Below are 24913 nucleotides of genomic sequence, written 5' to 3'. Positions count from 1 at the left end.
GGTTACACTCGCTGAGAGTGCCGATTACCAGGGTTTGCACGCTGGACAGACGAAATCACCTTCGTCACGCCAGACGCGCTCGGTTTCGGCATCGCACCGACCGCAGGTGTACGTTCCCCACGCGTACGTCGAACGTGCGGCTTCGCCGTCCGCGTCCGCTCCGCGCGTTTCGCGGACGCTGTCGTCGGCCGTCTCGCCGTCGACTGGCTCTCCGTCGTCGGTACCGTCATCCGGCGCCCGTTCGCCCGTCTCGACCCCGGTTGTCGAATTCGAGTTCGAGTTCGATCGCTGCTCGTCGGGGTCGTCGGGGTCGTCGTCAGTCGTCTCGCCCGAATCGAAGTCCGAGAGCGTCGCGTCGTCGGTCACGCTCGAGGGTACGGCCGGCGATGGCTTATATTGTTGTGACCGTTCGCGAGAGTCGTTGGTACCGTCCAACCCAGTACGCCGTCGGCTGCCAGCCGTCCGTCTCCCCGCTGCGATCAGTGCCAGCGACGGCGCCAGTAACGGTCCGGCAGCGGCCGCTCCGTCACGATGGACCGGCACGGCCAAGTAGGATCGGTGACAACCCCCGTACATGGACACCGCCACACCGATGAACGTGATCGTCGACAACATCATCGAGATGAACGAATACTTTGCCGACGTCGCGATGGGCGACGGACTCGCCCCGCTGCTCGTCCTGATTGGGACGCTGCTGATCGTCTTCTCGCTCGGCGTCTTCGGTATCCTCACCCTCGGCGCCATCGGTAGCCTCTTCTCCTCGAGTTCGAGCTAACGGTCTGACCGACCGAACTCTCACTCGGATCGTCGATCTTCGACGCTGTCGAGCGCTTCGCTCGCCCGTCGGACCGCGTCCTCGAGATCCGGCCCGAGCGGGGAGCCGACGACGATACCGTCGACGTGTTCGAGGGCGGCTTCGAACCGATCCGCGACGGTCTCGGTCGTCCCCGCGATACAGAAGGCGTCGATCATCGCCGGCGTGACGTGACCGAACGCCTCGTGCAGATTCCCTTGCTCTAACGCTTCGCTCACCGCGCTCGCGGCCTCGCGGTCGATACCGTGGCGTTCGAGGACGGGTTCGGCCGCCCCGCCGGCGATGAACGCGACGGGCGGCCGGGCCGCCTCGCGGGCCTCGGTTTCGTCGCCGGCGACGCTGACGCTGGCGAACGCGAGCGATTCGAACGGGCCGTACTCGTCCGGTCGCTCGTCCAACCCCTGCTCGATTTCGCCCGCGGCCCACTCGAGGTCCCGGGGATGGGAAGCGTTGATCAGCACGCCATCGGCGTGTTTCGCGCTCATTCGGAGCATGTGCGGCCCCTGCGCGCCGACGTAGGTCGGAATCTCCTCCGAGGGTGGGTCGATGTTGAGCGAGGCGTCTCGCGCAGTGAACGTTCCCTCGTGGGTCACCGTCTCGCCGTCCCAGAGATCCTGCGCGAGTTTGAACGTCTCGAGGACCCGCCGGAGCGGACTGTCGCGCTCGATTCCGAGGTTCGCGAGCGAGGAGCGATCTCCAGCCCCGACGCCGAAGACCCCCCGCCCGTCGCTCACTTCGTCGATCGTCGCCGTCTGCGCGGCGAGTTTCACGGGGTGGCTCTCGTAGGGGTTGACGACGCCCGGTCCGAGGCGGATCTCGTCGGTGGCGTCGGCCATTCGCGAGAGCGCGACGAACGGATCGCGGTTGAAGTAGTGGCTGCTCGCGAACGCGATGTCGAATCCCTCTTCCTCCGCCTGCGCCGCCAGTTCGGCGACGCGCTCCGTGGGATGTTCGGGTGTCAGTTCGATGGCTCGAGTCGCGCCGTCGGTCGGTGTGGTGTTGTCTGTCATCAGTCGTCGAACCTCCAGTTTCGCAGCGCCTGTCGCACGAGGTCGTCCTCGACCGCTCTGAACAACTCGTCGCTGCCCTCGTGGTCGCCGAACTCCCAGTCGCGGACGACGACCGCGGGCGTCCCGCCGGCCCCCTCGCCCGTCACGAGGTTCGCGGCCGAGGAGAGTTCGTCGACTACGGACTGGACGGTGACGCCGAGTTCGTGACCGTCACGGTCGAGTTCGCCCCGCCAGTCCCGGCTCGCGGGCATCCCCGCCCAGCCGAGGGCGACGCCGCGCTGGCCGTGACGGAACGGTCGCCCGCAGGTGTCTGTCACGATCACGGCGACGTCTTCGATACCGCGCTCTACGAGCCTCGATCGGATCCGTTCGGCGCTCTCGGTCGGCTTCTTCGGCAGCAGCAGAATATCGTGGTCCGGCACGTTCGAGCGATCGATCCCCGCGTTCACGCAGATGTGGCCGAACCGCGTCTCGGTCAGCAGGAACGGACAGTCGATCAGCAGCTCCGTGCTTTCCTCCAAGACGGCCTGTGCGAACCGTGGGTCCTTCTCCTCGCCCGCCACGTCGGCGATCCGGTCGGCGATCTCCTGGGCTCGCCCGCTGACCGGGTAGTCCTCGAGGTTCGCCACTCGGCCCTCCGTCTTCGAGACGATGGTGCTCGCGACGGTGAGCACGTCGCCGGACTCGAGGGATGCCCGATCCGCGACGAGTTCGGCGATGTCGTCGCCGGGACGGATCTCGGGCAGATCCGCCACTGGGTCGAGTTCCATACCGAAGGGTGGGCCAGCGGCGTCAAAAACGCACCGTCACCGGAGAATGGAGCCAGTGTCGGGGACTGTCGAACGAGAGGTATGGCCACCGATTGGCAGTCGAGATCTCGAAACAACCGACACTCAGGAAGCGGATTCGCCCTCGAGCCCGACCGCTCTCCCCTCGAGGTAGGCATCGATTCCCCGAAACAGCACCTGATACGAAAACCACAGTCCGTAGATTCCGACAACACTGCCAGCGACGGTACCGAGCGGCGCGAATAAGTCGACAGCATACATCGCTCCGAAGTAGGTAAAAACGAGAATCAGCAGCGATCGAGTGAAGACCCAGTTCGCAATCTCCGCAGGCGACTGTGTTGGTTCCGGTTCGAACGCCTTCATACAACCACTCGATAGCTATGGTGTAAATAGGTTGAGGACTGTAGATTCCACTCGAGAGACGATACTCCACCCTAACTGACGGAACGGTGCTCAAGGAGTCCGTCGTCTGGCGTGGGAGACGAGAAAGGCGACGAGAAGTAAAATCGGGGTTCGCAACCGCGTTAGCCGAGGACGTACCGGAGTTTCGGGTATTTCTCGACCAGCGTCTGGCCGCCGACTCGCAGGTTCTCGAGGTAGCGGTCCGCACCGAGGATCCGTCCGGCCCCGAAGGCTGCGAGGGCCAGGAACAGGACGGCGTAGATCAGCGTCGAGTCGAACAGCGCGAGCCACTGGCCTTCCCATCCGCCGAGGTAGAAGGCGAACATCTGCAGCGCGCCGCCGAGGGCGGCCAGTCGGAGCAGGCCGCCAGCGATCAGCGCGACGCCGATCAGTACCTGCGTGGCCGGGATCACGACGTTGATGACGTCCAGTAGCAGGGCACTTTCGGCCATCGCGGCGTAGAGGCCGCTGACGGGGCTGGCCGGATCGACGCCGTGGACGAGGAAGCCGCTCGCGTCGAACGGCTCGCCGCTGACGAACGCCAGTTTACCGAGGCCGGCGAACAGTATCATGCCGCCCAGCAGGAATCGCAGGGCGACGACGAACCACGCCGACAGCGCGTGTGGCTGGCCCTCGAGTTTGATTCCTGCATAGCGGCTTTCGAGTTCGTTTTTGGTGGTAGTGGACATGATCGGGTTCCTCCTTATACTCGATAGAAGGGTGGCTACTCCTTTGAACGAATACCCATCTTCCCACCGTACGGGAACACATATAGTGCGCTAACACCACTCTCACCCCCGATATGAACAGGGTACACTCGATCAGATTCAACTTCAGTAAGTACGACTAATCACGTCTCTCTTTATCTCCGAATCGCGGTACTCGAGCCCAGCCGACCCCGACCGCCGCTCACGACCGGTCGCGGTCGAACAGCGCGCCCGGCTCGTCGAGATCGGTCTCGAACCCCGCGACGCCACAGACGTCCCACAGCGTCGCACCGTTGCTGGTGATCACCGGGACCCCCAGTTTCTCCTCGAGTCCCTCGACGGCGGCCAGCGACCGGTAGTTCGTACAGGAGACGAAGACCGCGCCGAGATCCTCGTCCTCGTCGACGCTGTCGAGCACCTGTTGAGACGCGTCGTCGGCGTCCAGCGCGCCGATCGCCGTGTTCGACTCGAGTCCCCAGCCGTCGATCGAGGCGACCTCGACCCCCGCCGCCTCGAGAAAGTCGCGCTCCTTCGCGTCGAGATCGGCGGTGTAGGGCGTGACGACTGCGATCCGTTCGGCGTCGAGCGCCTCGAGCGCGCGCACCACGGAGCGGGCCGTCGCGACGGCGGGTGCGTCGGCCGCCTCCCGCAGTCGCTCCTCGAGTTCGGCGTCGAACCCGGGTCCGTGGAGCAGGCTGCCGGTGGTGCAGGCGTAGGCGACCGCATCGACGTCGGCGTGGCCCAGCAGTTCGGCAGCCCGCGCCGCGTCGTCGCTCATCGCGTCCAGCGCGTCGATGGTCACCGATTCGAGCGCCATTCGCGCGCCGTGGACGGTGATCCCCTCCGGAAGCCACCGCCGGAACTCCGGTTCGGCCGTGGTGTTCGAGGAAGGGACGATCAGCCCGAGTCGGCCGCGGACGTCGTCGGTGTTAGCGTCGACGTCAGCGTCGGTGTCGGTGTTCATCGATCGGCCACCCCTCCCTTCGTTTCCTCGTCCGTGTCGGTTCGCTTCCCGGCCGAACGGTCGGCCTCGAGCGCCGCCTCGTCGCGCTCCTTTGGCTCGCCGTGCCCGCCCCCGCCGGGCGTCCTGACGGAGACCGTCGTCCCGGCCTCGACGTCGACGGTCGTCTTCGCGGGCACCGACTCACCGTCGATCAGATTCTCGCCGATGGCGCCGTTCTCGCCGCCGGCGACGCCCTTCGGCGCGTGACGACGGCGTTCGGTCAGCAGCGACACCGTCGCGTCGGCTTCGACGGTGACGGTTCGATCGAGCCCCAGCCCACCCCGGAACCGCCCGCGCCCGCCGCTATCCGGACGCAACGCGTAGCGTTCGACACGGAGCGGATACTCGGTCTCGAGGGATTCGATGGGCGTGTTCAGCGTGTTCGTCATCCCGACCTGCACGCCGTCCATCCCGTCGCGGTCCGCTCGAGCGCCGAAGCCGCCGCCGATGGTCTCGTAGTAGGTGAACGAGCCGTCGCGCGCGCCGATGGTCAGGTTGTTCATCGTCCCCTGGCCCTGGGCGGGCACGCGCTCCGGCGCGGCCCCCGCGAGCGCGGTGAAAACGACGTCCGTGACGCGCTGGCTGGTCTCGACGTTGCCGCCGACCACGGCAGCGGGAGGGTTCGGATTCAACAGCGAGCCCTCGGGCGCGTGGACGCTCACGGGATCGTAGCAGCCGTGATTCGGCGGAATCTCGGGGTCGGTGATACAGCGCACGACGAAGTAGACCGCGCTCTTCGCGACCGCGATGGGGGCGTTGAGGTTCCCCTCGAGCTGTCCCGCGGTCCCCGAGAAGTCCACGTCGATCGCGTCGCCGTCGACCGTCACCGAGACGCGAATTTCGATATCTTCGTCGGTGATACCGTCGCCCTCGAGGAGGTCTGTCGCGTCGTAGGTGCCGTCGGGGAGCGCCGCGATCTCGTCCGATATCCGGTCGCGCGAGTAGTCGATGACGGCATCGAATCCGGAGAGAACCGTCTCCCGTCCGTGTTCGTCGAAGAGCGCGCTCAACCGCTCCTCGGCGCGTTCGTTCGCCGCCAGTTGCGCGCGGAGGTCGGCCCGTCGCTCGGTCGGGTTGCGGACGTTCGCGAGGATCAGCGACCGCACCTCTTCGCGGCGCTCGCCGCCCTCGACGAGCCGAGTGGGCGGGAGCCGTAGGCCCTCCTGGTAGATCTCCTGTGCCCCGGCGGGCATGCTGCCAGGAGTCATCCCGCCGACGTCGGCGTGGTGGGCGCGTGAGACGGCGAAGCCGACGATTTCGGGGTCGTTCTCGCCGTCTGTTCCGGGTGCGATCGGCGACACCATCGTCACGTCGGGCAGGTGCGTCCCGCCCGTGAACGGGTCGTTGAGCACGAAGACGTCGCCCGGTTTCGGATCGTACTCGAGCACCGCGTCGACGGCCGCGGGCATCGCGCCGAGGTGAACCGGAATGTGCTCGGCCTGGGCGATCATCCGCCCCTCGGCGTCGAACAGGGCCGTCGAGCAGTCCCGGCGCTCCTTGATGTTCGGCGAGTACGCGCCGCGGATCAGCGTCTGGCCCATCTCCTCCGCGACGCTCTCGAGTTGGTTGCGCAGCACCTCGAGGGTCACCGGATCGATGCTGTCGGCGTCGGCTGTGTCGGTTGTCGAATTCGTCGTCATCGCTCGCTCACCTCCGTCTCGTTCGCCGCTCGACTCATCACCAGCGTGCCGTCCGCGAGGATTTCGCCGTCCCAGTTCGGCGGGACGACGGTCGTACTCTCGGCCTGTTCGAGGATCGCCGGCCCCGAAATCGAGGCGCCGGACGCGAGTCGATCCCGATCGTAGACGGTCGTCTCTCGGGGCTCGACGCCGGTTCCGGGGAAGTGTGCGTCTCGAGAGCCGAGTCGAGCGTCGCCCGTCCCCTCGTGGCGGACGGTCGGCTCCGTTCCCGGAACCGTCGCCGTGGCTCGGAGGTTGACGACCTCGAGCGATTCGTCCATCGCGTAGCCGTAGGCTTGCTCGTGGGCCGCGTGGAAGCGCTCGGCCACGGCATCTGCGTCGAACGACTCGTCGACGGGAACGGTTAGCTCGAAGCTCTGTCCAGCATAGCGGCAGTCCGCGGCGCGTTCGACCTCCGCAGCGTCTCGATCGGAGGCGTCCGCGAGCACGTCCGCGACGAGGTCGTCGTAGACGGACTCGAGTTCGGCCGGCTCCGCTCGATTCAAGTCGACGCCGACCGTCCGAACGGCGTCGTAGCTCTCGTCGGCCGCGAGGAGGCCGAACGCGGAGAGCACCCCACCCGGCCGCGGGACGACGACTCGATCCACCTCGAGCGAGTCGGCCAGCGCGGCGGCGTGCATCGGTCCCGCGCCGCCGAAGGCGACGACGGCGAACTCGCGGGGATCGTGACCTCGTTCGACCGTCACCGCGCGGATCGTCCGGGTCATCGTCGCGTTCGCGACGCGGTAGACGCCGCGCGCGGCCTCGAGCGCGCTCTCGAGGCCGGCCTCGTCGGCGAGTCGCTCGAGAGCGTCGTGAGCGGCCTCGACGTCGAGGGTCATTTCGCCGCCCAGCGCGGTCTCGGGGCCGATGTAGCCGAGGACGACGTTGGCGTCGGTGACCGTCGGCTCGGTGCCGCCGCGGCCGTAGCAGGCGGGACCGGGCTCTGCGCCCGAGGAACGGGGGCCGACGCGCAACGCACCGCCGGCGTCCACCCACGCGATCGAGCCGCCACCCGCACCGACGGTGTTCACGTCCACCATCGGCGTCCGGATCGGCAATCCGGCGATTTCGGCGTCGGTCGTCCGCTCGGCCTGCCCGTCTCGGACGAGGCTCACGTCGCTCGAGGTGCCGCCCATGTCGAAGGTGACGAGTCCCTCGACGTCGGCGTCGTCGACGGTTGCAGCGGCACCGACGACACCCGCAGCGGGGCCCGAAAGCGTCGTCGTCACGGCGTGCTCCCGAACGGTTTCGGGATCCGCGATGCCGCCGTTGGCCTGCATGATGCGCGGTGCCGGAATTTCGGCGTCCTCGGCTTCGTCGACCAGTCGACCGACGTAGCGGTCGATCGCCGGCCGAACGTAGGCGTCGACGGTCGTCGTCGACGTCCGCTCGAACTCGCGGAACTCCGCGAGCACCTCGTGGGAGGCCGAGACCGGGACTGCGAGCCCCTCGCGCAAAATCTCGGTGACGACCTGCTCGTTCTCCGAGTCGGCGTAGGCGTGCAGGAGACAGACGGCGACGGCTTCGACGTCCGATTCCCGCAGGCTCGCCGCGAGGTCGCGGATCTCGTCGGGATCGACCGCCCGCTCGACGCCATCGGTCGTCGTTCGCTCTGCGACCTCGTACCGTCGCTGGCGCGGAACGAGGGGATCCGGCTTCTCGGCCTCGAGATCGTACAGATCCGGTCGGTTCTGGCGGCCGATCTCGAGGACGTCGCGGAACCCCTCGGTCGTGACGAGCGCGGTTTTCGCGCCGCCGCGCTCGAGGAGGGCGTTGACCGAGACGGTCATCGCGTGGGCGAAGGCGTCGATTTCGCCGGGGTCGATGCTCGCTCGTTCGCAGGCCTTTCGGATGCCCTCGAGCACGCCGAGCTGTTGGGGATCGGTCGTCGGCACCTTCGCGGTGACGAGGCGGTCGTCGACGGTCAGCGCGACGTCGGTGAATGTGCCGCCGACGTCGACTCCGATTCTGGTGTCGTCCGTCTCGGGCGTCGCCCGTCTCTCAGTTCGGTTCGCGTTTATCTGTTCGTCTGGCGTCTCTATGCGTTCGTCTCGTGCGTCTGTCTCGTTCATTAGTGGAGAGCGATATGGTCAGTAGTCGTTAGAACGGCAGGAAGCCGAATAATACCTCGAGGCCGTCGCCGACGACCACGACGTCGTAGAGCGTCTGCAGACCGATTCCGACCACGACGAGCGTGATGAAGCCGCCGAGGACGTTCTGGAGGGTCGTGTTCGTGTGTTCGCCGAGCAGGTCGTCGTTGTTCATCGCGTAGATGAGGAAGACCGCGAGGATCGGCAGGAGGAGCCCGTTGGCGACCTGCGCGAAGACGATGACCTCGACGGGGTTGTAGTCCAGCGCCGAGAAGACGATGCCGACGCCGAGGATCGTCATCCAGATCGCGCGAAAGCGCGTCGATTTCAGGTCGCGCTCCCAGCCGAGTGCACCCGCAGTCGCGTACGCTCCCGCGAGCGGTGCGCTCATCGCGCTCGTGAAGCCGGCCGCGAAGAGACCGATCGCAAAGAACGTCAGCGCGTAGCCGCCGAAGACGGGCTCTAGCTGGTCGGCCATCTCGCCGACGTCGGCGATCTGGGTGCCCTCGGGGAACACCGCGGCGGCCGTGACGACGATCGAGGTCGTGATGAGCCCGCCGACGATGATCATGCCGATCGTGTCGGTGCGACACTCCGCGAGGTCGTCGGGGCCGCTCCAACGCTCCTGGACGGTGCTCGCGTGCAGGAACAGGTTGTAGCCGACGACGGTGGTGCCGACGAGCCCGGCGATCAGGTACGCCGACCCCTCGGGAACCGTCGGCACGAGACCGCCGCCGAGGGCGGTGACGTCGGGCCGAACGATGATCGCGTTGAGCACGAACGCGAGTCCCATGATGACGACGAGTCCGATGAAGACCCGCTCGATCAGTTTGTAGCTACCCGACCACAACAAGGCAGCGGCGACCAGTCCGATAAGCGGCCCCCAGATGTTCTCGCTGACGCCGGTGATCGTCGCGAGGCCGGCCGCGCCGCCGACGATGTTCCCCGTCTGGAACGCCGCCGTCCCGATTCCGATCGCGCTCACGACGAGGGCGACGGTCACCCCCTTCGCGATCGGGTTCGAGAACTCGCCGCGGAACGCCTCGCCCAGCCCTTCCTTCGAGATCAGTCCCAGTCGCGCGCTCATCTCCTGGAGCACGATGGTCGCCAGGATCGAGAACGCGATCGTCCACACGAGCAGGTACGCGTACTCTGCCCCGATGACACTCGCCGTCGTCACGGTTCCCGGACCGACGAACGCCGCGGCAACGAGTGCGCCCGGTCCGATCGCCTTCAGTCTATCTACAACACCCATGATGTATGTCCACACACATCCCTCGCCGAAGAGCACAAAAGGGTTGTTAAGAATCGAACACACGGACTCGAGTATTCCTGATCGGGTGATGTTCGACGTATGAAATCGTATGAACGTCGGCCGTCCGTCGACGAATCCGTGCTTCGAGCGTGGAATCAGCTACTCGATCGTTCGGTCACGATCACCTTCGAGACGCCCTGTTCGATCCCGATCTCCGTCGGCAGATCGACCGTGCTGCGCTCGAGAAAGCGCGTCATGAACCAGCGGATCGCCTCCGAGGGGAAGACGATGTGGTAGACGTCGTCCTCCTCGCTGCGCACGTCCAGAAAGCCACAGAACGAGAGCCACTCGAGGACCTCGCCGACGCTGTCGAAGCGCTGGGCGTACTCGCGAGCGTGGTAGTCCGAGACCCTGTCGGCCGCCGCGACGAACGCCGGATCGGGATCGCCGCCGGCGTAGCAGTGCTCGAGAAAGGCGTGGAGAAAATCGACGTCCAACAGGACGTGCTCGCCCGAGGTAAGCATCTGATAGTACTGTTCTAAGTTGTCGCTCGGCGAGGCGCTCGCCGCCTCGAAGTTCGCCGCGTAGAAGGCGAGCGAACGGCGGACGATCTCGCTCTGTCCGTTTCCGGTCTCGGCGAGGAGCGTCTCGAGTGCCGCCTGCGAGTCGTCGTCGAGCGAGACCGTGACGCGCTGAGTCATGTGTTTCCGTCGAACGCGAGACGGGTATAGTTCACGGCACGTGTCCGATTGGAGTCACGTTCGCGGCCCGTCGAGTCGGTCGTCGCTCGCCGATCGAGAGGGCGATGTCGGTGAACGTGTCGCCGACGCCGATCTGAGCGTCCGTTCCGGACCTTATAGTCGTTCGTTCGGGAGTTCCCATCGATAGTCCCGGATATGTGCTGCCGGTAATTTATCGTTCGTTTACCGCCTGCGACCGAGGGCCCCACTCGCGTTCTCCGAGATGGGGCGATCTATCCAGTTCGATGCTCGACCGAGAGGGTTCCGTCGTCGACGGTCGCGACGAACATCGTCTCGAACGTCGTGGGTGCAGCGCCGGTGGCGCTCCCCGGGTTCAGCAGCCGGACGCGACTGGCGGGTTGGCCCTCATCGTCGGCTCCGTGGGGGTCGTCGAACGTGACGGTCGTATCGACGACCTGGTGGGTGTGGCCGGCGACGGCGACGAGTGTCGTTTCGGCGTCCACGCCTGCTGCGGTGCGAACTGTCTCGAGGACCCGTTCGCGCCAACTGCCCGACGAGCCGTCCCCGTGGGTGACGACGAACGTCACGCCGTCGACTTCGAGGGTGGCCGTCCGCGGCACGTCGAGCGTCGCCGGATCTACGTTTCCAAGAACGGCGGTCAGTTCGCCGTCCGTAAGATCGACCATCTGCTCGTGCGCCCCGATCGACTCGAAATCGCCGGCGTGGATGGTGTGGTCTGCCCGTTCGATCTCGGCGACGACCCAGTCGGGAATGTCGGACTCTCGAGTAGGGACGTGCGTGTCGGAAATGATCGCGATACGGGTCATAGCGTCCGTTTGTCAGCCTGTCTCGAAAACTGTTCGTCTCTCCCAAACCATTTGTCACCGACGCCGAAACCCGTTCGTCAGCGGACGATCCCCGTGGCCCGTCTCACGTACTCGAGGTCGTGACGGGAGACGCTGCCTTCTTCGAGAGACGCGTTCGGCCGCGAGGGCGACCAACCCGGAGGGCGAGTCGCTGTCGAAAGCGACACCACTCCGCCCCCCGTCGGGACGGGTATGTGCGCCGACACTCCCGATGGAACGCACGTCGTCACTGCCTTTCTCAGACACCGAGGCGAGATCCTGCTCTTGTGCCGCAGCGACGCAGTCGGCACCTATCAGGGCCGATGGGGCGGCGTCTCCGGCTTCGCTGAAGGCGACCCCGACGAACAGGTTCGCGCGGAGATCCGCGAGGAGACCGGTCTCGTGCCTGGAGAATCCGTCTCGCTCGTTCGCTCGGGCCGGCCGGTCGAGTTCGCTGATCCGTCCCTCGATCGCGAGTGGGTCGTCCACCCGTATCTGTTCGACGCCGACTTCCGGGAGATCGAACTGAGCGAGGAACACGACGCCCTCGAGTGGGTGTCGCCCACGGTCGTCGTCGATCCGGACGACGATCGCGAGACGGTGCCCGAACTGTGGACCGCCTACGAGCGCGTCGCGCCCACGGTTCGCTCGATCGCGGCCGACGACGAGCACGGGGCGGCGTATCTGTCGATCCGCTCTCTCGAGGTGCTCCGCGACCGCGCGGGACTGCTCGTCGCCGAACGGGAAGAGCGCGAAGCGTCGTCGTCTGGGGACGACGATCGGAGAACCCGTGATTCCGGCCTGGACTCCGAGGAAGAGTGGGACGAACTCGCCGAACTCGCCGGCCGACTGCTCGAGGCTCGCCCCTCGATGGCCGTCCTCCGAAACCGGGTCAATCGGGCGATGAGCGAGGCGGTGGACGCCGCACCGGACGAGGAGTCGGTTCCCGGCGCGTCCGCCGTCCTCGAGTCCACGATCACCGGAATCGAGCGCGCGACCGCCGCCGACACCGACGCCGCGGCGGCCGCCGACGAACTGATCGACGGCACCGTCGCGACGCTCTCGCGGTCGGGAACCGTCCTCGAGGCGCTCCGCGGGGGCGATCCGTCGCGGATTTTCGTCGCCGAATCCCGGCCGGCTCAGGAGGGGATCGACGTGGCGGAGGAACTCGCCGCGGACGACGCAATCGACTGCCCAGTGACAGTCCACACCGACGCGGCAGCGGCACACGTTTGCTCGCAGGAGGCCGTCGATCGAGTCGTCGTCGGTGCGGATACGGTGCTCCACGACGGCTCCGTGGTGAACAAGACGGGAACGCGGGCGTTGGTGCTCGCGGCCGCCCACGAGGGAATTCCGGTGACGATCGTCGCCGCGACGGACAAACTCTCGACGCGCGAGGAAGTGAACCTCGAGTCCGGCTCCCGGTCCGCCGTCTACGACGGCGACGCGTCGCTCGACGTGGTGAATCCGACGTTCGACGTGACGCCCGCGGACTGCGTGGACGAGATCGTGACCGAACGGGGTTCGCTCGAGGGTAGTGAGGTGAGGGTCGTCGTCGAGGAGTTGCGGGGGCTCGAGGAGTGGCGCGATCGGTGAGCCAAAGCGATAGACGGAAACCCCTCGAGTGCGTAGTCGAAGGAGGCGGCAGTGACGATATGTTACCCCCTCCGAGCCCCTTGTGACGAGGATTTTTCCTGAGCCGCCCTTTCGAAGTTTCTAGCGACGGCACCGTTTCTGAACCGTCCTCTCAGTGATTCCAATAGTCGACCGATTTCGTGTATCGATCGTCAGTACAGGCGTTCCTGCTCGGACTAACCAAACCACGTGCAGCGGCGCACGCTGTCGGCCGACCGAACAAGCGTGGGTCGGTCGACGAAAACGTGCGAGGTCGTCGCGAGTGCGACGAGCGACTGCGTGGAAGACGCTCTGCGTCTTCCTATGGATGAGCGAGCGACTGGAAGAAGCGAGCGAATCGGCTGGGGAGGACGTGGCACTCATCGCCGCCAGCAACTGCAGAACACTCGTCTTCCCGATCACTACACGCTCGAGCGTTCACTACGCCCATCAAATGGACACCATCAGCTGTCTAACGCAGACTCCAGCAACGATGCCGACGACGAGTCGTCTCTGGAAAGGTTCAACTCGAGTTCGTCCGTACCCACACCCATGCACTTCGAACTCGAGCGACTCGGCGTCCACGACTCGGTCGACGCGGTGTTTCCGCCGTCGGAACTCGCGACCCACCTCGCCGACCTCCCGGTCGCCGTCGACGTGATCGGCGACGACGAAATCGCCGACTGCGACGCGGTCGTCACCATCGAGTACCGCGAGGCGCTCCTCGAACTCGACTGGATCCACTCGATCCAGGCGGGCGTCGACCGGTTCCCGTTCGACGACCTCGAGGCCGCGAACGTGATTCTCACGAACAGCACGGGGATCCACGACCGCACGGTCGGCGAGACGGTCGCGGGCTACCTGCTCGCGTTCTCGCGACGGCTCCACGATCACGTCGCGAACCAGCAAGAACGCCGGTGGGAGCGCCCCGAGTGGGACGAGGCGTTCACGCTGCCCGGGAAAACTGCCTGCGTCGTCGGCACCGGAACCCTGGGACGCGGCGTCGCGGAGACGCTCGGGGCGCTCGGTGTTCGCGTCATCGGCGTCCGCCGCTCCGGCGACCCGGTCCCCGGATTCGAGGAGATCTACGCGAACGACGACTTGCTCGAGGCCGTCGCCGACGCCGAGTTCGTGATCGCCACGGTCCCGCTGACCGACGAGACCCACCACCTGTTCGACGCGGAGGCGTTCGACGCCATGCGCGAGGACGCCTACTTCGTCAACGTGGCCCGCGGGCCAGTCGTGGACGAACCGGCGCTGATCGACGCCCTCGAGTCGGATTCGATCGAAGGCGCGGCGCTCGACGTCTTCGAGGCGGAACCGCTGCCCGAGGACTCCCCGCTGTGGAGCATGGACGAAGTGATCGTCACGCCCCACTGTGCGGCTTACACGCGGGACTACTTCCGGGACGTCGGCGAGATCGTTCGCGACAACGTGGGACGACTCGAGGCCGACGACGAGTTCCACAACCGCGTCGTCTAAGAATGGCTCCCGCTCGAGTGAAAATTCGCGAGGCGGAGTCGACCGATGCGGAATCGATCGCCGACGTTCACGCGGCCTCGATCCGCGACCTCGGACCCGCCGCGTACGACGCCGAGCAGGTTCGGGCGTGGCTCTCGAACGTCCCGCCGGAGGGCTATCCGCTCGGGGGTCCCGACCACCACATCGTTGTGGCCGAACTCGAAGGCGAGGATGGCGTCGAAATCGCCGGCTTCGGCCTGCTCGACTGCGATCCCGACGGCCGCGATGACTCAACCGGCGAGATCGGTGCCGTCTACGTCCATCCCGACCACGTCCGCGAGGGCATCGGCCGCGCGATTCTCGAAGCGCTCGAGTCGGCCGCGAGCGATGCGGGCCTCGAAACGCTCGTACTCACGGCGTCGCGGAACGCGATCGAGTTCTACCGACGGCAGGGCTACGAGGGGGTCGAGACGGTTTCGCTCGAGATGGAAGCGGGGGTGGGACTCGAGTGTCTGCGGATGCGAACGGCGCTGTAATCGGTGTCGTTTAGTTTTAGTTTCGCCGCGGATGGAATACGCTGAAGGAACGGCGGTCTCTCTCGCCAGTATGGAAACGACGCGCCACTTTACCGCGACCGTCTACATCGTCAGCGACGGGGCGACTGCCCTCCACGAGCACGAGCGACTCGGGATGACGATCCCGCCCGGCGGACACGTGGATCGGGACGAACTGCCCGCCGAAGCCGGCCTTCGGGAGGTTCGCGAGGAGACCGGACTCGAGGCGACGCTGCTCGACGAGGCTGATTCGATCGAGGCGCCCGCCGGACGGCCGCTCCCCCCGGCGCGCCACCAGATGCTGTACGATATCAACGTCCACGACGGACAGGTCGGCCACCAGCACATCGATCTGATCTACTACGCGACGGTCTCGAGTCGCGACATCTCGCCCGCGGACGGCGAGGTGGCTGCAGACTCCTGGGAGTGGTATACGCGGAACGACCTACTCGAGAGCGAGCTGCCGGAGGACGTGGTCACGCTCGGGACGGAGGCGATTCGCGCCGCCGGCTCTGAGATGTGACCTTCTTCGAACTGCAGTCGACATCGCAAATTCAGCTGGCCGGGAGGCGTCTCGAGCGCCGCGAGAGCCGTCTTCCGTACTCACGCTCGCCCCGTGTATGGCCCCGCGAACCGTTTGCGCCACGTTGTCGCCCAACTGCAAGCGACTCCGTCGGAATCACCAACTCCGAACGAGCGCAGAGCGCGACGCGCTCTGTTGCGGATTTTGCCGAGGAACGACGCGCTGTGGGTACCGACGCTGCCGTCAGTGGGGCAGACCGTAGCGCGAAAGGTCGTATCGATGTTCTTTTGAGCGACGGCCGTCTTCCGTCGCACATGGCAAGTTTCACTGTCGTCGTTGGCGACCCCGACTCCGGGTCGTCCTACCAGCTCGAGGCGGAAGAACAGGACGCAAACCGGTTCATCGGCAAGTCGATCGGCGAGGAAGTCGACGGCGGCGCCGTCGGTCTCGACGGCTACACGCTCGAGATCACCGGTGGCTCGGACAACGCCGGCCGACCGCTCAACCCGGGCGTCGCCGGCGCGAACCTGCAGGAAGTCCTGATGAAAGAACGCCAGACTGGCTACAAGCCGTCGCGTGACGGCGAGCGCCGCCGTATCACGGTCCGCGGAAGCGAGGTCTCCGACGCCGTCGCACAGATCAACGCCGCAGTTGTCGAGCACGGCAGCACCGGTATCGACGAGCTGCTCGGTGAGGGCGACGCCGAAGACGCCGAGGACGACGAGTAATCCGACCACACGACCTTTCGTTCTAGCATGGCAGACCGAATTTCGAGCGACCATCCGTCAGTGCAGACGGTCCGGTCGACGTGTACGGAGACGGCGACCGGCGTCCGTCTCGAGGTACCGGCCGACGAACGCGACGCGTTCCCGACCGACGAGGTCGTCCGGATCGTCCTCGACGGCGACGAACTGTTCGGACGGGTCGAACGGGCGCTGACGGGCGACGATCTGTCGATCCCGGCCATCTACGAGACGCCCGATCAGGCCCGCGATCCGAGCGGCGCGCCGGACCGACTGGTCGACTGGGCCGACGACCACGGCGTCGCGGCCGGCGGCTCGGTGCTGGTCGACGTCATCGAACCCGAGTTCCTCTACGGCCTTCGCGCACCGGGCGAGACGGTCTACTACGACGCCCACGAACCACCGAGCGACAGTCTGACCGACATCGCGAAGGATCTCGAAGAGCAGTAGCAGTACCGTCGGCCCGGGCTCGAGTCGTCGCTGGGCGCAAAATTAGATGAAAACAGCGACCGGTCTACAGAGAAAACAAAGCGAGTGCCTCGGGGATTGACCCCGAGGCGGTTCACAGGCGCGGCAGGAACGCGTACAGCAACAGCCCGAAGGCCAGATGCTGGACCATCGTTCGCTCGACGGTCGCGCGGACGTACTCCTCGTCGTCGATCGAGTACTCCTTGGTTCGAACCTTCGCGTGCATCGATAGCACGTCCTCCTCCTCCAGAGTGTGTAGACTCGGGTAGACGGTACCCGGGCTCAGCTGAGCACCGAACAGGTGAGTGAGATCCGACAGCAGCTCCTTCCCGTGGGTCTCTTCGTGCAGGGCGATGAGCATCAGCAGAATCTCGTCGAGATTCTCCTTGATTATCGTCTCGTCGAACTGGACGTCCTCGGTCGGCAGCGCCGCGTTTACTTCCGCCATCAGCTCGTCGAGCTCTCGCTCGACGTCCTTGGACGACTCGTCGGTCGTTCCCAAGGAGATAGTGTACGATTCCGACTGCTCGCCTGCAGTCGCCGCCCTCGACAGCTCGTCGAAGACGGACTCCGTATCGGGTATATCCTCACGCATTGACGATCACCAGTTGGGGGGTACGTGAGAAGGATCGTCGATCCACCTGTCGACCACGCACTGCCGACGAACCGCTGACAGACGACCACTACTCACGACTATTGAATTTCTGGAACCCATAGATATTAAATGGCAAGGGGTCGAACAGACGTCGGACCTGTAAGTACAATAGTTATTGATTTATAAAATAACCGTATTTTATACCATTGTTTCCAACTCGATACTAATTTCGTATTCTCCGCAGTTTTCACTCACGCCACAGCTGCAATAGTGACTGTATGATTGATTTTTGGACTGAATGGGTTATATTGTATAAGGTTTTTGGCCGATGGGGAAATGAATGACCACTATGTCGGCGGCCCGTTGCGAATGATGCTGACCATCTCGTTCGGGCCGTCGGCCGTCTCCTCCTCGTCGTCGATCCGTCGCTCCACGCGACGTTCTGCCATCCGAGCGATCATGACGTGCTCCTCCAGGTCGTCTCCTCTGATCGTCGCGATGTACTCGAGGCTCTGGGCGTGAGCCGAAAAGAGCGTCCCGCTGAGCGACTCGAGCGGGTAGTCGAGCGTGGTCGGTTCGTCGTAGCGCTTGTTGTGGATTTCCCCGAGCGAGAGTCCGCGCAGGTAGGAGGTCATCTGCTCGCGGACGAGGGGGCTGATCCAGCCGAGATCCTCGTAGTAGCGCAGGCAGTTCAGCGCACCCGTGGTCCCGAACGTTTCGCCGAGAAATCTGGCCCACTGGATGGTCGCGTCGGTTCGCCCGGCCGATCGTTCGAGCGTCTCGAGATACGGTTGTGATCCTGTCATGGTAGGTGGCCGGAGGCCGGTCTATACCGATGACAGTGGTGGCAGTATCAAGAAGCTTCGTCCGATTACGAGGACTGAGTCGCCTGTTAGTGCGGGTCAACGCGGCGTCAGCATCCGAATTCGATCAGACGGCGATGACGGCGTTGACGACGTACTTCGTCACAACGGCGATGATCGCGCCGAGCCAGGTCAGGAGCACGAAGTGGACGAGGCTACTGATCATGTGGCCGCGGTCGGTGATCCGGATCATGATCGACGAGAGCATCGCGTTGATCAGGATGGTCATGATCAGCAGATACTCGATGGCCCCGAGATTGTACTGCTCGGTGTGCAAGAAGTCGCTCGCGACGCCGCCGCCGCTCACCTGCGCCCCCTCGGCCCCTGCCGCTGCAGCGTCGCTCCCACCGTCGAGGTTCATCTCGGTCGTGATCTCCATCATGATCTCGACGACCTCGAGGCCGATGAAGAAGGCGAAGACGCTCGCGGCCGTGATCCCGTAGAGAACGCCGGTCAGCGTCGTCGTCGCCTGCTGGCGCTGTTCGCGGACTTTGAGCACCTGATTCTGGTTCTGGCTAATGACCTTTCCGAGCACCTTCGGATCGCCACCCATCTGGCGGCCGACGACGTACATGTCGCCGAACTTCTGGATGAGGTAGGAGCCGGTCTCGGCGGCGAACAGCCGCCACGACCGGATGTCGTCGATCCGCATGTTGAGTCGCTTGTAGAGCGCGTCGACGTTCGCCGTCAGCGCGCCGAAATCCTTCCGTCGCAGGCTCTCGAGGACGTTCCCCGTCGAGGTCTGTTTGACGCTCTCGACGGCACCGAGCGCACGGATGAAACTGGGGAACTCGCCGTCGCGGACCTTCACCTTGCTCTCCTCTTGGCGCATCCGCCAGCCGGGGAGGAGCAACGGCGTCACGGGAATCGCGGCCATGATCGGCAGCGGAATCCGATCGGCGGCGATCGGGAGGAGTCCGAGCAGGACGAGCAGGACGACGACCGCGAGGACGAGACTGCAGCCGATCCCGATCGCGAGCGCCCGGGGAATCCGCGACAGCGGCCCGGGTCCGGCCGTCTCCTCGATGTACCAGAGCGGGTCGTACGGCGAGACCACGTGAATCGCGTAGACGAACGCCACCTGCACGATCGCGAACATGGCGATCGTCCCGGCGATGAGCAGGGTCGGACTGATTCCGACCAGGATCGGCAACACGATGGCGAACACGAGGATGAACGCCACCGACAGCATCATCGACATGTACAGTTCCTTCATCACGTCGAGTTTCGCCAGATCCGACTCGTAGCGGGTGACGAACTGCTGGATGATCGTGTCCTGCTCTTCGACCAGGAACTCGTCGATCCCCTGGCCCCCGCCGACCGTGTACGCGAGTCGCTCCAGAAAGTCGGTCAGGAGCGGACTCGAGGTCTGTTTGGCCCGCAATCGGCAGGCGTCGTCCAGGCTCATGTTCCAGGTGTCGACCAGCGCGACGAGATACCCCATCTCCTCGGCGAGGGCGTCGTACTCGTCCTCCTCGGCGAGCGTTCGAAAGATCTCGACGCGGTTGATGTTCGTCATCGACAGGACGGTGATGTGGGTCAAAAAGAGGTGAAAGCGCTGGCGAACCTGCTTTCGCTTGCGATCTTGTGCGAGTTTCGGGTAGATGATCGCGACGACCACGAACAGGAGTCCGAGCAACACGACCGGGAGCGCGACGAACAGCGGGAGACCGAGGACGACCACGACGACGGCCGCGCCGACGAAGAAGCCGAACGCGGGCCCGATTACGAGCAGGAGATACCGCTCGAGGGACATCTCCATGTTCGCGTACGCCGTGTTGAGCGACTGCAGAATCGAACGGGCGCTCAGATCGGGCGCGGATTGGGATTCTGTCGACATTGGCGGTGTGTGGGTCTCGCGTCGCCGCTCAGGCGAACTGGTTGATCCCCCGTATCTGGATCGGGAGCCCCTCGAGTCCGTCGCGCTGGAAGTTGGCGATGGCGTCGTTGACCTCGTGGTAGCCGAGCACGTCGGCGTCGATGAGCTGGCGGATGATCTCCGCGCGCCGGTCGAGTTCGTCGTAGATCTCCCGCGTGTCCTCGTAGCCGAGCAGGGTCGCGATCTGCTCCTCTAAGACGTAGGAGTTGTTCCGCCCCGTGAAGGCGACGTCGTCGTCGCGTGGGTCCCACTTGAACGCCTGCCGGGTGACGACCCCGCCTTCGTAGTCGGAGTAGCCTTCGATCTCCTGGACCGAGGTGACCCGACGGAGGACGTCGTCGCCCTGTTTGACTCGGTTCTGGAACAGCGCGACGTCGCAGTTGTCCATGAACGTCTCGGGGACGTTGATCGGCGCGCCGGTGAATCGCTGGATCATCGAGACGATGTCGCTGGCGTGGAAGGTCAGCATGACGGGGTGGCCGGTCTGAGCCGCCTGAAACGCCATCTGCCCCTCCGCTCCGCGAACCTCACCCACGATAATGTAGTCGGGGCGTGATCGGAGGGCAGCCGCGACGAGGTCGAACATGTCGACGTCCGCGGACTCGTCGCCCGACCCCTCGCGGGTGAGGAGTTGCTGCCACGTGTCGTGGGGCGGCAACACTTCCGCCGTGTCCTCCGCGGTGTAGATCTTCGAGTCCTGCGGGATGAACGAGAGGATCGCGTTCAGCGTCGTCGTCTTCCCCGACGCCGTCTCCCCGACGACGAACACCGTCTGCTCGTTCTCGAGACAGAGCCAGAGGTACGCCGCCAGTTCGGGAGACACCGTCCCCCACTTCGTGATCTGCAGGATCGACAGCGGGATCTCCTCGCCCTGACGAATCGTCATCGACGGCCCCTGGACGGAGACGTCGTCGGAGTAGATGATGTTGATACGCGACCCGTTCGGCAGCGTCGCGTCGATCACCGGATCGGAGTCGCTGACGGGGTGGTTCATCCGCTCGCCCATGTTGCGCAGCCACTGTTCGAACTCCTCGGGCGTGCCGAAGTCGACCGTCGCCGAGATCATGCCGTAGGTGCCGTGGTCGAGGTAACACTGTTTGGGTCCGATGACGTGAATGTCCTCGTTCGCCGTGTCGACCATCACCGGCTCGAGCGGGCCGAGGCCGACGATATCGCGCTGGAGCTGGTATCGCAACCGGTCGAACTGGTCCTGGGAGAGCGAAATCTTGTTCCCGCCGAGGGATTTGAGGCGACCGATCGACTGGCCGGTGATCCCCGACGTGATCTCGACGACGCCGTCGAGGAGTTCGTCGAGGTGCTCCTCGAACTCCTCGTTGTTGCTGGGTGCGGGTCGCGTCACGCTCTTGTCGAGGATCCGCCGCCGGATCTTGTCGTACAGGGCCTTGTCCGCCTCCTCGAGGGTCGGTTCGACGCAGTAGTAGGTCGTGCTGATCCCCAGATCGCCGTGGACGTGGCAGAAGATCGGTTCTTCGGCCTCGTAGATGACGTTCGGCCGGTCAGATTCCCACTCGCCGCTCGGCTCGTCGATGAGCTTCGGGTACTCGCCGTGTTCCTCGGAGAACCATTCGAGATGTTCCCGAAGGTGTGGGTGCTCGTCGGCCAAGGCGTCGAGTTCGTTCTCGAGCCGTGCGGTGCCGAAATCGGACATCTCAGGCCACCGTCCTGCTGACGATCGAGATGCCCCGTCCCTGTTGGACGTTGAACCCGATCGAGTCGTCGACTGGCGTTTTCATGTTCTGGAACCGACGGACGAGGACGTTCCGTCGGATCTCCTGTCCCACCGTGTTCGTCTCTATCTGGAAGTAGATATCGGCCGTGTTTCGCAGCGGCCGCAACGCGTCGTCGCGGACGCTCGTCGGATCGATCGTCAACACGACGGTCTTGTCTTGCATCGTCACGTGCCGGAGGAAGGTCACCAGCCGCTGGATGACGTGGTCCTCGTCTCCCTCTTCGATGACGGCCTCGTAGTTGGGGTCGTTTCGAAGGAGCGCGGAGAGCGTATCGACGTACACCACGTCGGCCTTCCAGAGCGTCTCCGCGCTCGCGAGCCGCGCGAGCAGCTGTCGTTCTCTCCCCTCGTCGTGCGTGTCGACGTTCGCGTGGAGGAAGAGCATTCGTTCGTCTAACAGCAGGTCGACCACGTCGTAGGACAGCGAGTGCATCTGCTGGACGAACTCCCAGGACTCGAGCTCCGTCGAGATGTAGGTGACGGGGATCTCTTCCGTCGCCATTCCGTAGGAAAACCGCTGGGAGAGCGCGCTCTTTCCGGCGCCGTCTTCGCCCTCGATGAGCACGATGCTCCCCTCGGGGATGCCGCCGCCGACGGCGGTGTTCACGCGGTCGCTGTCGGTCAGTCCGATGGAGTAGTAGTCGGTCATGATTGGGGCACGTAGAACTCGAGGGTCTCCGTCTGGCCGTTGACGGTGACGGTGACTCGGTGTTCCTCGCCGCTGGCGAGTCCGTTCTCGACCTCGATCTCGAGTTCGGCGACGACGCCGCGGCGCCAGCTGGTGGCGTCGTCGTCGAGGATCTCGGGTCGAACCTGGTCGGTCACGTACTCGCCGTTGACGAGGAGGTCGAGATCGCTGCCGTCGCTCGCGAGCGTGGTCGATCCGGTGTTTTTGACCAGCACCGAGACGGTTTCGCTGCTATCGTCGTACACCGCATCGCTCCCCGGATCGCTGATGATCTCGAAATCGGTGTCGATCTGCTCTTTGACCCCGTCGCTGTGGGTATCGATCGAGCCGCTGACATCGGTTACCGTCGTCACGAGCGTCCCGGCGACGGCCGCCGCGACGAGCATCGCGGCGATGAAGAGGATCAGCGACGAGATCGATTCACTCGACATCGGTCACCTCCGTCGTGGTCTCCGCGATGCCGTGTTCGGTTACGATCTTCACTCGTTTCGGCGGGTCGTCCGACTCGTCGAGCTCGACGGTGAACGTCAGCGTCTCACCGGGCTGCCAGAGGTCTCTGCCAGCGGTTCCGTCTACGTCGGTCTCGTCCTCGCCGACAGGTTGGTAGATGCCGTCGACGAGCAGGTCCGTCGCGGGGACCGACAGCGTCGTCGAGCCGGTGTTGGTCACGTTCACCATCAGCGTGTACTCGTCGTCGCCGTTTTCGTCTTCGTCATCTCCGCCCTCGTCGTCGCTCGAGATGTCGTACGTCGCCTCTTCGAGTTCGATATCGCTGTTGCGAAGGTCGAGCGCCCGGTCGTCGCGGTCGTCGATGGCCGTCAGTCGCGCCTCCTGAGCACCCTGTAAGACCGGGTAGGCGATGCCGACCGCCACGAGCAGTCCGACGAGGAGCACTGCCGTCGCGCCACTGGTACTGAATCCCATCTTCGATCACCTCGGTCGTCGGGTCACGGCCCCGGCCTCGAGTTCGCCGTCCGCTCCGGTTCGACCTCCCGTCGCGTCTCGTGGATCTCCTGCAGCTTCATGATGTACGTGTAGCTGTCGGCGTGATCCTCGGCGGTCAGCTCCTCCGGCGTCGTCTCCGGATCGACGTGAATGTCGAGATCCGGGCCGCTGAGCACGCCCTCGAGATGGGCTTTGACCTCCTCGTCGATCCAGCCGATCTCGGCGTAGTAGGAGATGGCTCGCAGCGTCGCCGCCGAGCCGCCCGTCCGGACCAGTTGGGTGAGCCACTCGAAGACGATGATGTCGGTCGCGTACGTGTCGGCGAGCGTCGCGAGCGTCACGTCGTCCGAATCGACGTCCGCGTCGGTTCGGTTCTCGTCTCCCGCGTCGGGTCGGGTCCGGTCGGTCGCGTCGTCCGGCTCGTCGACGCTCTCGGTCGCCTGCACCTCGACGCGCGTGTCGCGGTCGTCCTCGCGCTCGAACTGCTCGTTCTCGTCGAACGCGATCGTCTCCCCGCCGTCGGCCTGGGCTTGGGCCGCGTTCTCGAGCGCCCCCTTCAGATCGTCGAACGAGACCGTCTCGTTTGCGGGACTTGAGCCGGCTGCCGATTCGGTGGCCGACGCGAGACCGAATCCGCCCGACTCGTCGGTCCCGTCGTCGTCCTCGCCGAAGACGCCGAAGCCGTTCTTCTCCTCGCCCGCGCCCGTAAACGGGTTGACGTCGTCGGTTACCATGTCGTAGACGCCGAGTAGCTGGCGAACCGTGTCGTTGACTTCTTCGACCTGCTGAGCGACCTGCTGCTGGGAGTCCTGGACGGTTCCCAGCGTCGACTCCTTGGACTCGAGTTCCTCCTCGAGTTCCTGAATGCGGTAGACGAGGTCGTCGACCTCCTCGTCGTCGTTCGATCCACGACCGAACAGGCCGCCGCCACCGCTCTCGGTCGCTTCGGGTTCGGACTCGGTTTCGTCGGCGGCTGTCTCCGAATCGGACGGCTCCGCGTCGGTCGTCGACTCGGACTCCTCGCCGCCGTTACCCTCCTCACGTCGCGCCTCGCGCTCGCGGCCCCGACGGCCGCCGCTGCTGGCGAGGAAGTCTTCGATGAGTTCGCGGAAGGTTTGGAGTCCGAAGTTCATTGTCACCTACGCGGGGTCGCGACGCGGTTGGAGACCGCCTCGAGAACGCCGTTGGCTGCGATCGACGTTCCCCTAAATCCACGTCGCACGGTCATGCTACTCCCCAGTAGCGAGTCGGGTCCTAAAGGGGTTCCCTCGAGTTCGGGCCGCGTTTCGAACCGTGAGTCGAGTCTCGATACGCTCGCTGAAATGGTACAGAGCTTGATAGTCCGACTATTCGTTGTCGTCGCCGGGGTGCATCCCCAGATACTGTGATGCCAACCATCTCGCCACACACCGACCTTCGACGGGACACAACCGTTGTTCCGTCGCCACGCCCGCGGAGGGAGCGACGGGCTCGGCCCGTCAGGTCGGTGGTGAGTGTCCAGGTGGGCGCTCGAGCGTGTCACGTGCGGTGTGA

Annotated in this window: 27 protein-coding genes; 7 read left to right on the top strand and 20 right to left on the bottom strand. The window is 65.2% G+C overall.

What is annotated here, in order from left to right; translation table 11 throughout:
- Positions 1-24 precede the first annotated feature (24 nt).
- Positions 25-366 carry a DUF7573 domain-containing protein gene (locus BLT08_RS19445; RefSeq protein ID WP_090311288.1) on the bottom strand — a complete coding sequence of 114 codons (342 nt, stop codon included), beginning with the start codon at positions 364-366 and terminating at the stop codon, positions 25-27.
- 208 nt (positions 367-574) lie between these two features.
- On the opposite strand from BLT08_RS19445, the gene BLT08_RS19440 reads away from it, so the two are divergent.
- Positions 575-775 (top strand): DUF8024 family protein, encoded by a 201-nt coding sequence (locus tag BLT08_RS19440; protein ID WP_090311285.1) that lies wholly within the window; start codon positions 575-577, stop codon positions 773-775.
- 20 nt (positions 776-795) lie between these two features.
- Here the strand turns inward: BLT08_RS19440 and BLT08_RS19435 are convergent, their stop codons facing one another.
- The 11 genes from BLT08_RS19435 to BLT08_RS19390 form a co-directional block, all read right to left on the bottom strand.
- Positions 796-1824: a 5,10-methylenetetrahydromethanopterin reductase gene (locus tag BLT08_RS19435; RefSeq protein WP_090311283.1), complete on the bottom strand. Its 1029-nt coding sequence runs from the start codon at positions 1822-1824 to the stop codon at positions 796-798.
- Positions 1824-2594 (bottom strand): coenzyme F420-0:L-glutamate ligase, encoded by a 771-nt coding sequence (locus tag BLT08_RS19430; protein WP_090311281.1) that lies wholly within the window; start codon positions 2592-2594, stop codon positions 1824-1826. The genes BLT08_RS19435 and BLT08_RS19430 overlap by 1 nt, the downstream gene beginning before the upstream one ends.
- A gap of 123 nt (positions 2595-2717) precedes the next feature.
- Complete coding sequence (locus tag BLT08_RS19425) at positions 2718-2975, bottom strand: hypothetical protein (protein ID WP_090311279.1); 258 nt, start codon at positions 2973-2975, stop codon at positions 2718-2720.
- A gap of 161 nt (positions 2976-3136) precedes the next feature.
- On the bottom strand, positions 3137-3703 hold the full coding sequence (locus tag BLT08_RS19420) for a DoxX family protein (protein WP_090311277.1): 567 nt from the start codon (positions 3701-3703) through the stop codon (positions 3137-3139).
- Positions 3704-3923: 220 nt separating this feature from the next.
- Complete coding sequence (locus BLT08_RS19415) at positions 3924-4685, bottom strand: maleate cis-trans isomerase family protein (protein ID WP_090311274.1); 762 nt, start codon at positions 4683-4685, stop codon at positions 3924-3926.
- Entirely contained in the window at positions 4682-6364 is a 1683-nt protein-coding gene (locus BLT08_RS19410) for a hydantoinase B/oxoprolinase family protein (protein ID WP_090311271.1), read from the bottom strand. The genes BLT08_RS19415 and BLT08_RS19410 overlap by 4 nt, the downstream gene beginning before the upstream one ends.
- A complete protein-coding gene (locus BLT08_RS19405) occupies positions 6361-8478 on the bottom strand; it encodes a hydantoinase/oxoprolinase family protein (RefSeq protein ID WP_245724283.1) in 2118 nt (705 codons plus the stop codon). Before BLT08_RS19405 ends, BLT08_RS19410 begins: the two co-directional genes overlap by 4 nt.
- Before the next feature lie 28 nt (positions 8479-8506).
- Positions 8507-9751, bottom strand: a complete 1245-nt coding sequence (locus tag BLT08_RS19400; RefSeq protein ID WP_090311268.1) for an Nramp family divalent metal transporter — start codon at positions 9749-9751, stop codon at positions 8507-8509.
- A 155-nt stretch (positions 9752-9906) separates the two neighbouring features.
- Positions 9907-10452 (bottom strand): ribbon-helix-helix protein, CopG family, encoded by a 546-nt coding sequence (locus BLT08_RS19395; RefSeq protein WP_090311266.1) that lies wholly within the window; start codon positions 10450-10452, stop codon positions 9907-9909.
- 31 nt (positions 10453-10483) lie between these two features.
- Complete coding sequence (locus BLT08_RS23165; RefSeq protein ID WP_175529386.1) at positions 10484-10633, bottom strand: hypothetical protein; 150 nt, start codon at positions 10631-10633, stop codon at positions 10484-10486.
- A 91-nt stretch (positions 10634-10724) separates the two neighbouring features.
- Positions 10725-11279 carry a metallophosphoesterase family protein gene (locus tag BLT08_RS19390; RefSeq protein WP_090311264.1) on the bottom strand — a complete coding sequence of 185 codons (555 nt, stop codon included), beginning with the start codon at positions 11277-11279 and terminating at the stop codon, positions 10725-10727.
- Positions 11280-11510: 231 nt separating this feature from the next.
- On the opposite strand from BLT08_RS19390, the gene BLT08_RS19385 reads away from it, so the two are divergent.
- From BLT08_RS19385 to BLT08_RS19355, 6 genes are all read left to right on the top strand, one after another.
- Positions 11511-12893: an eIF2B alpha/beta/delta subunit family protein gene (locus tag BLT08_RS19385; RefSeq protein ID WP_090311261.1), complete on the top strand. Its 1383-nt coding sequence runs from the start codon at positions 11511-11513 to the stop codon at positions 12891-12893.
- A gap of 570 nt (positions 12894-13463) precedes the next feature.
- A complete protein-coding gene (gene ddh / locus BLT08_RS19375; protein WP_090311257.1) occupies positions 13464-14393 on the top strand; it encodes a D-2-hydroxyacid dehydrogenase in 930 nt (309 codons plus the stop codon).
- 2 nt (positions 14394-14395) lie between these two features.
- The gene (locus BLT08_RS19370; RefSeq protein WP_090311255.1) at positions 14396-14908 is read left to right on the top strand and encodes a GNAT family N-acetyltransferase; all 513 of its coding nucleotides are present in this window, start codon (positions 14396-14398) and stop codon (positions 14906-14908) included.
- A gap of 70 nt (positions 14909-14978) precedes the next feature.
- Positions 14979-15449, top strand: coding sequence for an NUDIX hydrolase (locus tag BLT08_RS19365; RefSeq protein WP_090311379.1), 471 nt, complete (start codon positions 14979-14981; stop codon positions 15447-15449).
- A gap of 314 nt (positions 15450-15763) precedes the next feature.
- The gene (locus BLT08_RS19360) at positions 15764-16177 is read left to right on the top strand and encodes a 30S ribosomal protein S6e (RefSeq protein WP_090311253.1); all 414 of its coding nucleotides are present in this window, start codon (positions 15764-15766) and stop codon (positions 16175-16177) included.
- A gap of 27 nt (positions 16178-16204) precedes the next feature.
- A complete protein-coding gene (locus BLT08_RS19355; RefSeq protein ID WP_090311251.1) occupies positions 16205-16642 on the top strand; it encodes a DUF7112 family protein in 438 nt (145 codons plus the stop codon).
- A 112-nt stretch (positions 16643-16754) separates the two neighbouring features.
- Here the strand turns inward: BLT08_RS19355 and BLT08_RS19350 are convergent, their stop codons facing one another.
- The 8 genes from BLT08_RS19350 to BLT08_RS19315 all read right to left on the bottom strand — a co-directional run bounded on the left by BLT08_RS19350 (position 16755) and on the right by BLT08_RS19315 (position 24513).
- On the bottom strand, positions 16755-17255 hold the full coding sequence (locus BLT08_RS19350; protein WP_090311249.1) for a helix-turn-helix transcriptional regulator: 501 nt from the start codon (positions 17253-17255) through the stop codon (positions 16755-16757).
- A 347-nt stretch (positions 17256-17602) separates the two neighbouring features.
- Positions 17603-18061, bottom strand: coding sequence for a FlaD/FlaE family flagellar protein (locus tag BLT08_RS19345; RefSeq protein WP_090311247.1), 459 nt, complete (start codon positions 18059-18061; stop codon positions 17603-17605).
- 124 nt (positions 18062-18185) lie between these two features.
- On the bottom strand, positions 18186-19958 hold the full coding sequence (gene flaJ, locus BLT08_RS19340) for an archaellar assembly protein FlaJ (RefSeq protein WP_090311245.1): 1773 nt from the start codon (positions 19956-19958) through the stop codon (positions 18186-18188).
- Between the two features lie 28 nt (positions 19959-19986).
- The gene (locus BLT08_RS19335) at positions 19987-21666 is read right to left on the bottom strand and encodes a type II/IV secretion system ATPase subunit (protein WP_090311243.1); all 1680 of its coding nucleotides are present in this window, start codon (positions 21664-21666) and stop codon (positions 19987-19989) included.
- 1 nt (position 21667) lies between these two features.
- Positions 21668-22396: an archaellum protein ArlH gene (locus tag BLT08_RS19330; RefSeq protein WP_090311241.1), complete on the bottom strand. Its 729-nt coding sequence runs from the start codon at positions 22394-22396 to the stop codon at positions 21668-21670.
- The gene (locus BLT08_RS19325; RefSeq protein ID WP_090311239.1) at positions 22393-22866 is read right to left on the bottom strand and encodes an archaellum stator protein ArlG; all 474 of its coding nucleotides are present in this window, start codon (positions 22864-22866) and stop codon (positions 22393-22395) included. The genes BLT08_RS19330 and BLT08_RS19325 overlap by 4 nt, the downstream gene beginning before the upstream one ends.
- A complete protein-coding gene (locus BLT08_RS19320) occupies positions 22856-23359 on the bottom strand; it encodes an archaellum stator protein ArlF (RefSeq protein WP_090311237.1) in 504 nt (167 codons plus the stop codon). The genes BLT08_RS19325 and BLT08_RS19320 overlap by 11 nt, the downstream gene beginning before the upstream one ends.
- Before the next feature lie 23 nt (positions 23360-23382).
- On the bottom strand, positions 23383-24513 hold the full coding sequence (locus BLT08_RS19315; protein WP_090311235.1) for a FlaD/FlaE family flagellar protein: 1131 nt from the start codon (positions 24511-24513) through the stop codon (positions 23383-23385).
- Between the last annotated feature and the right edge of the window lie 400 nt (positions 24514-24913).

The organism is Natronorubrum texcoconense, from assembly GCF_900100335.1.
In the GTDB taxonomy this organism is placed as follows: Archaea; Halobacteriota; Halobacteria; order Halobacteriales; family Natrialbaceae; genus Natronorubrum; species Natronorubrum texcoconense.
This window is presented reverse-complemented; position numbering and strand designations above follow the sequence as displayed.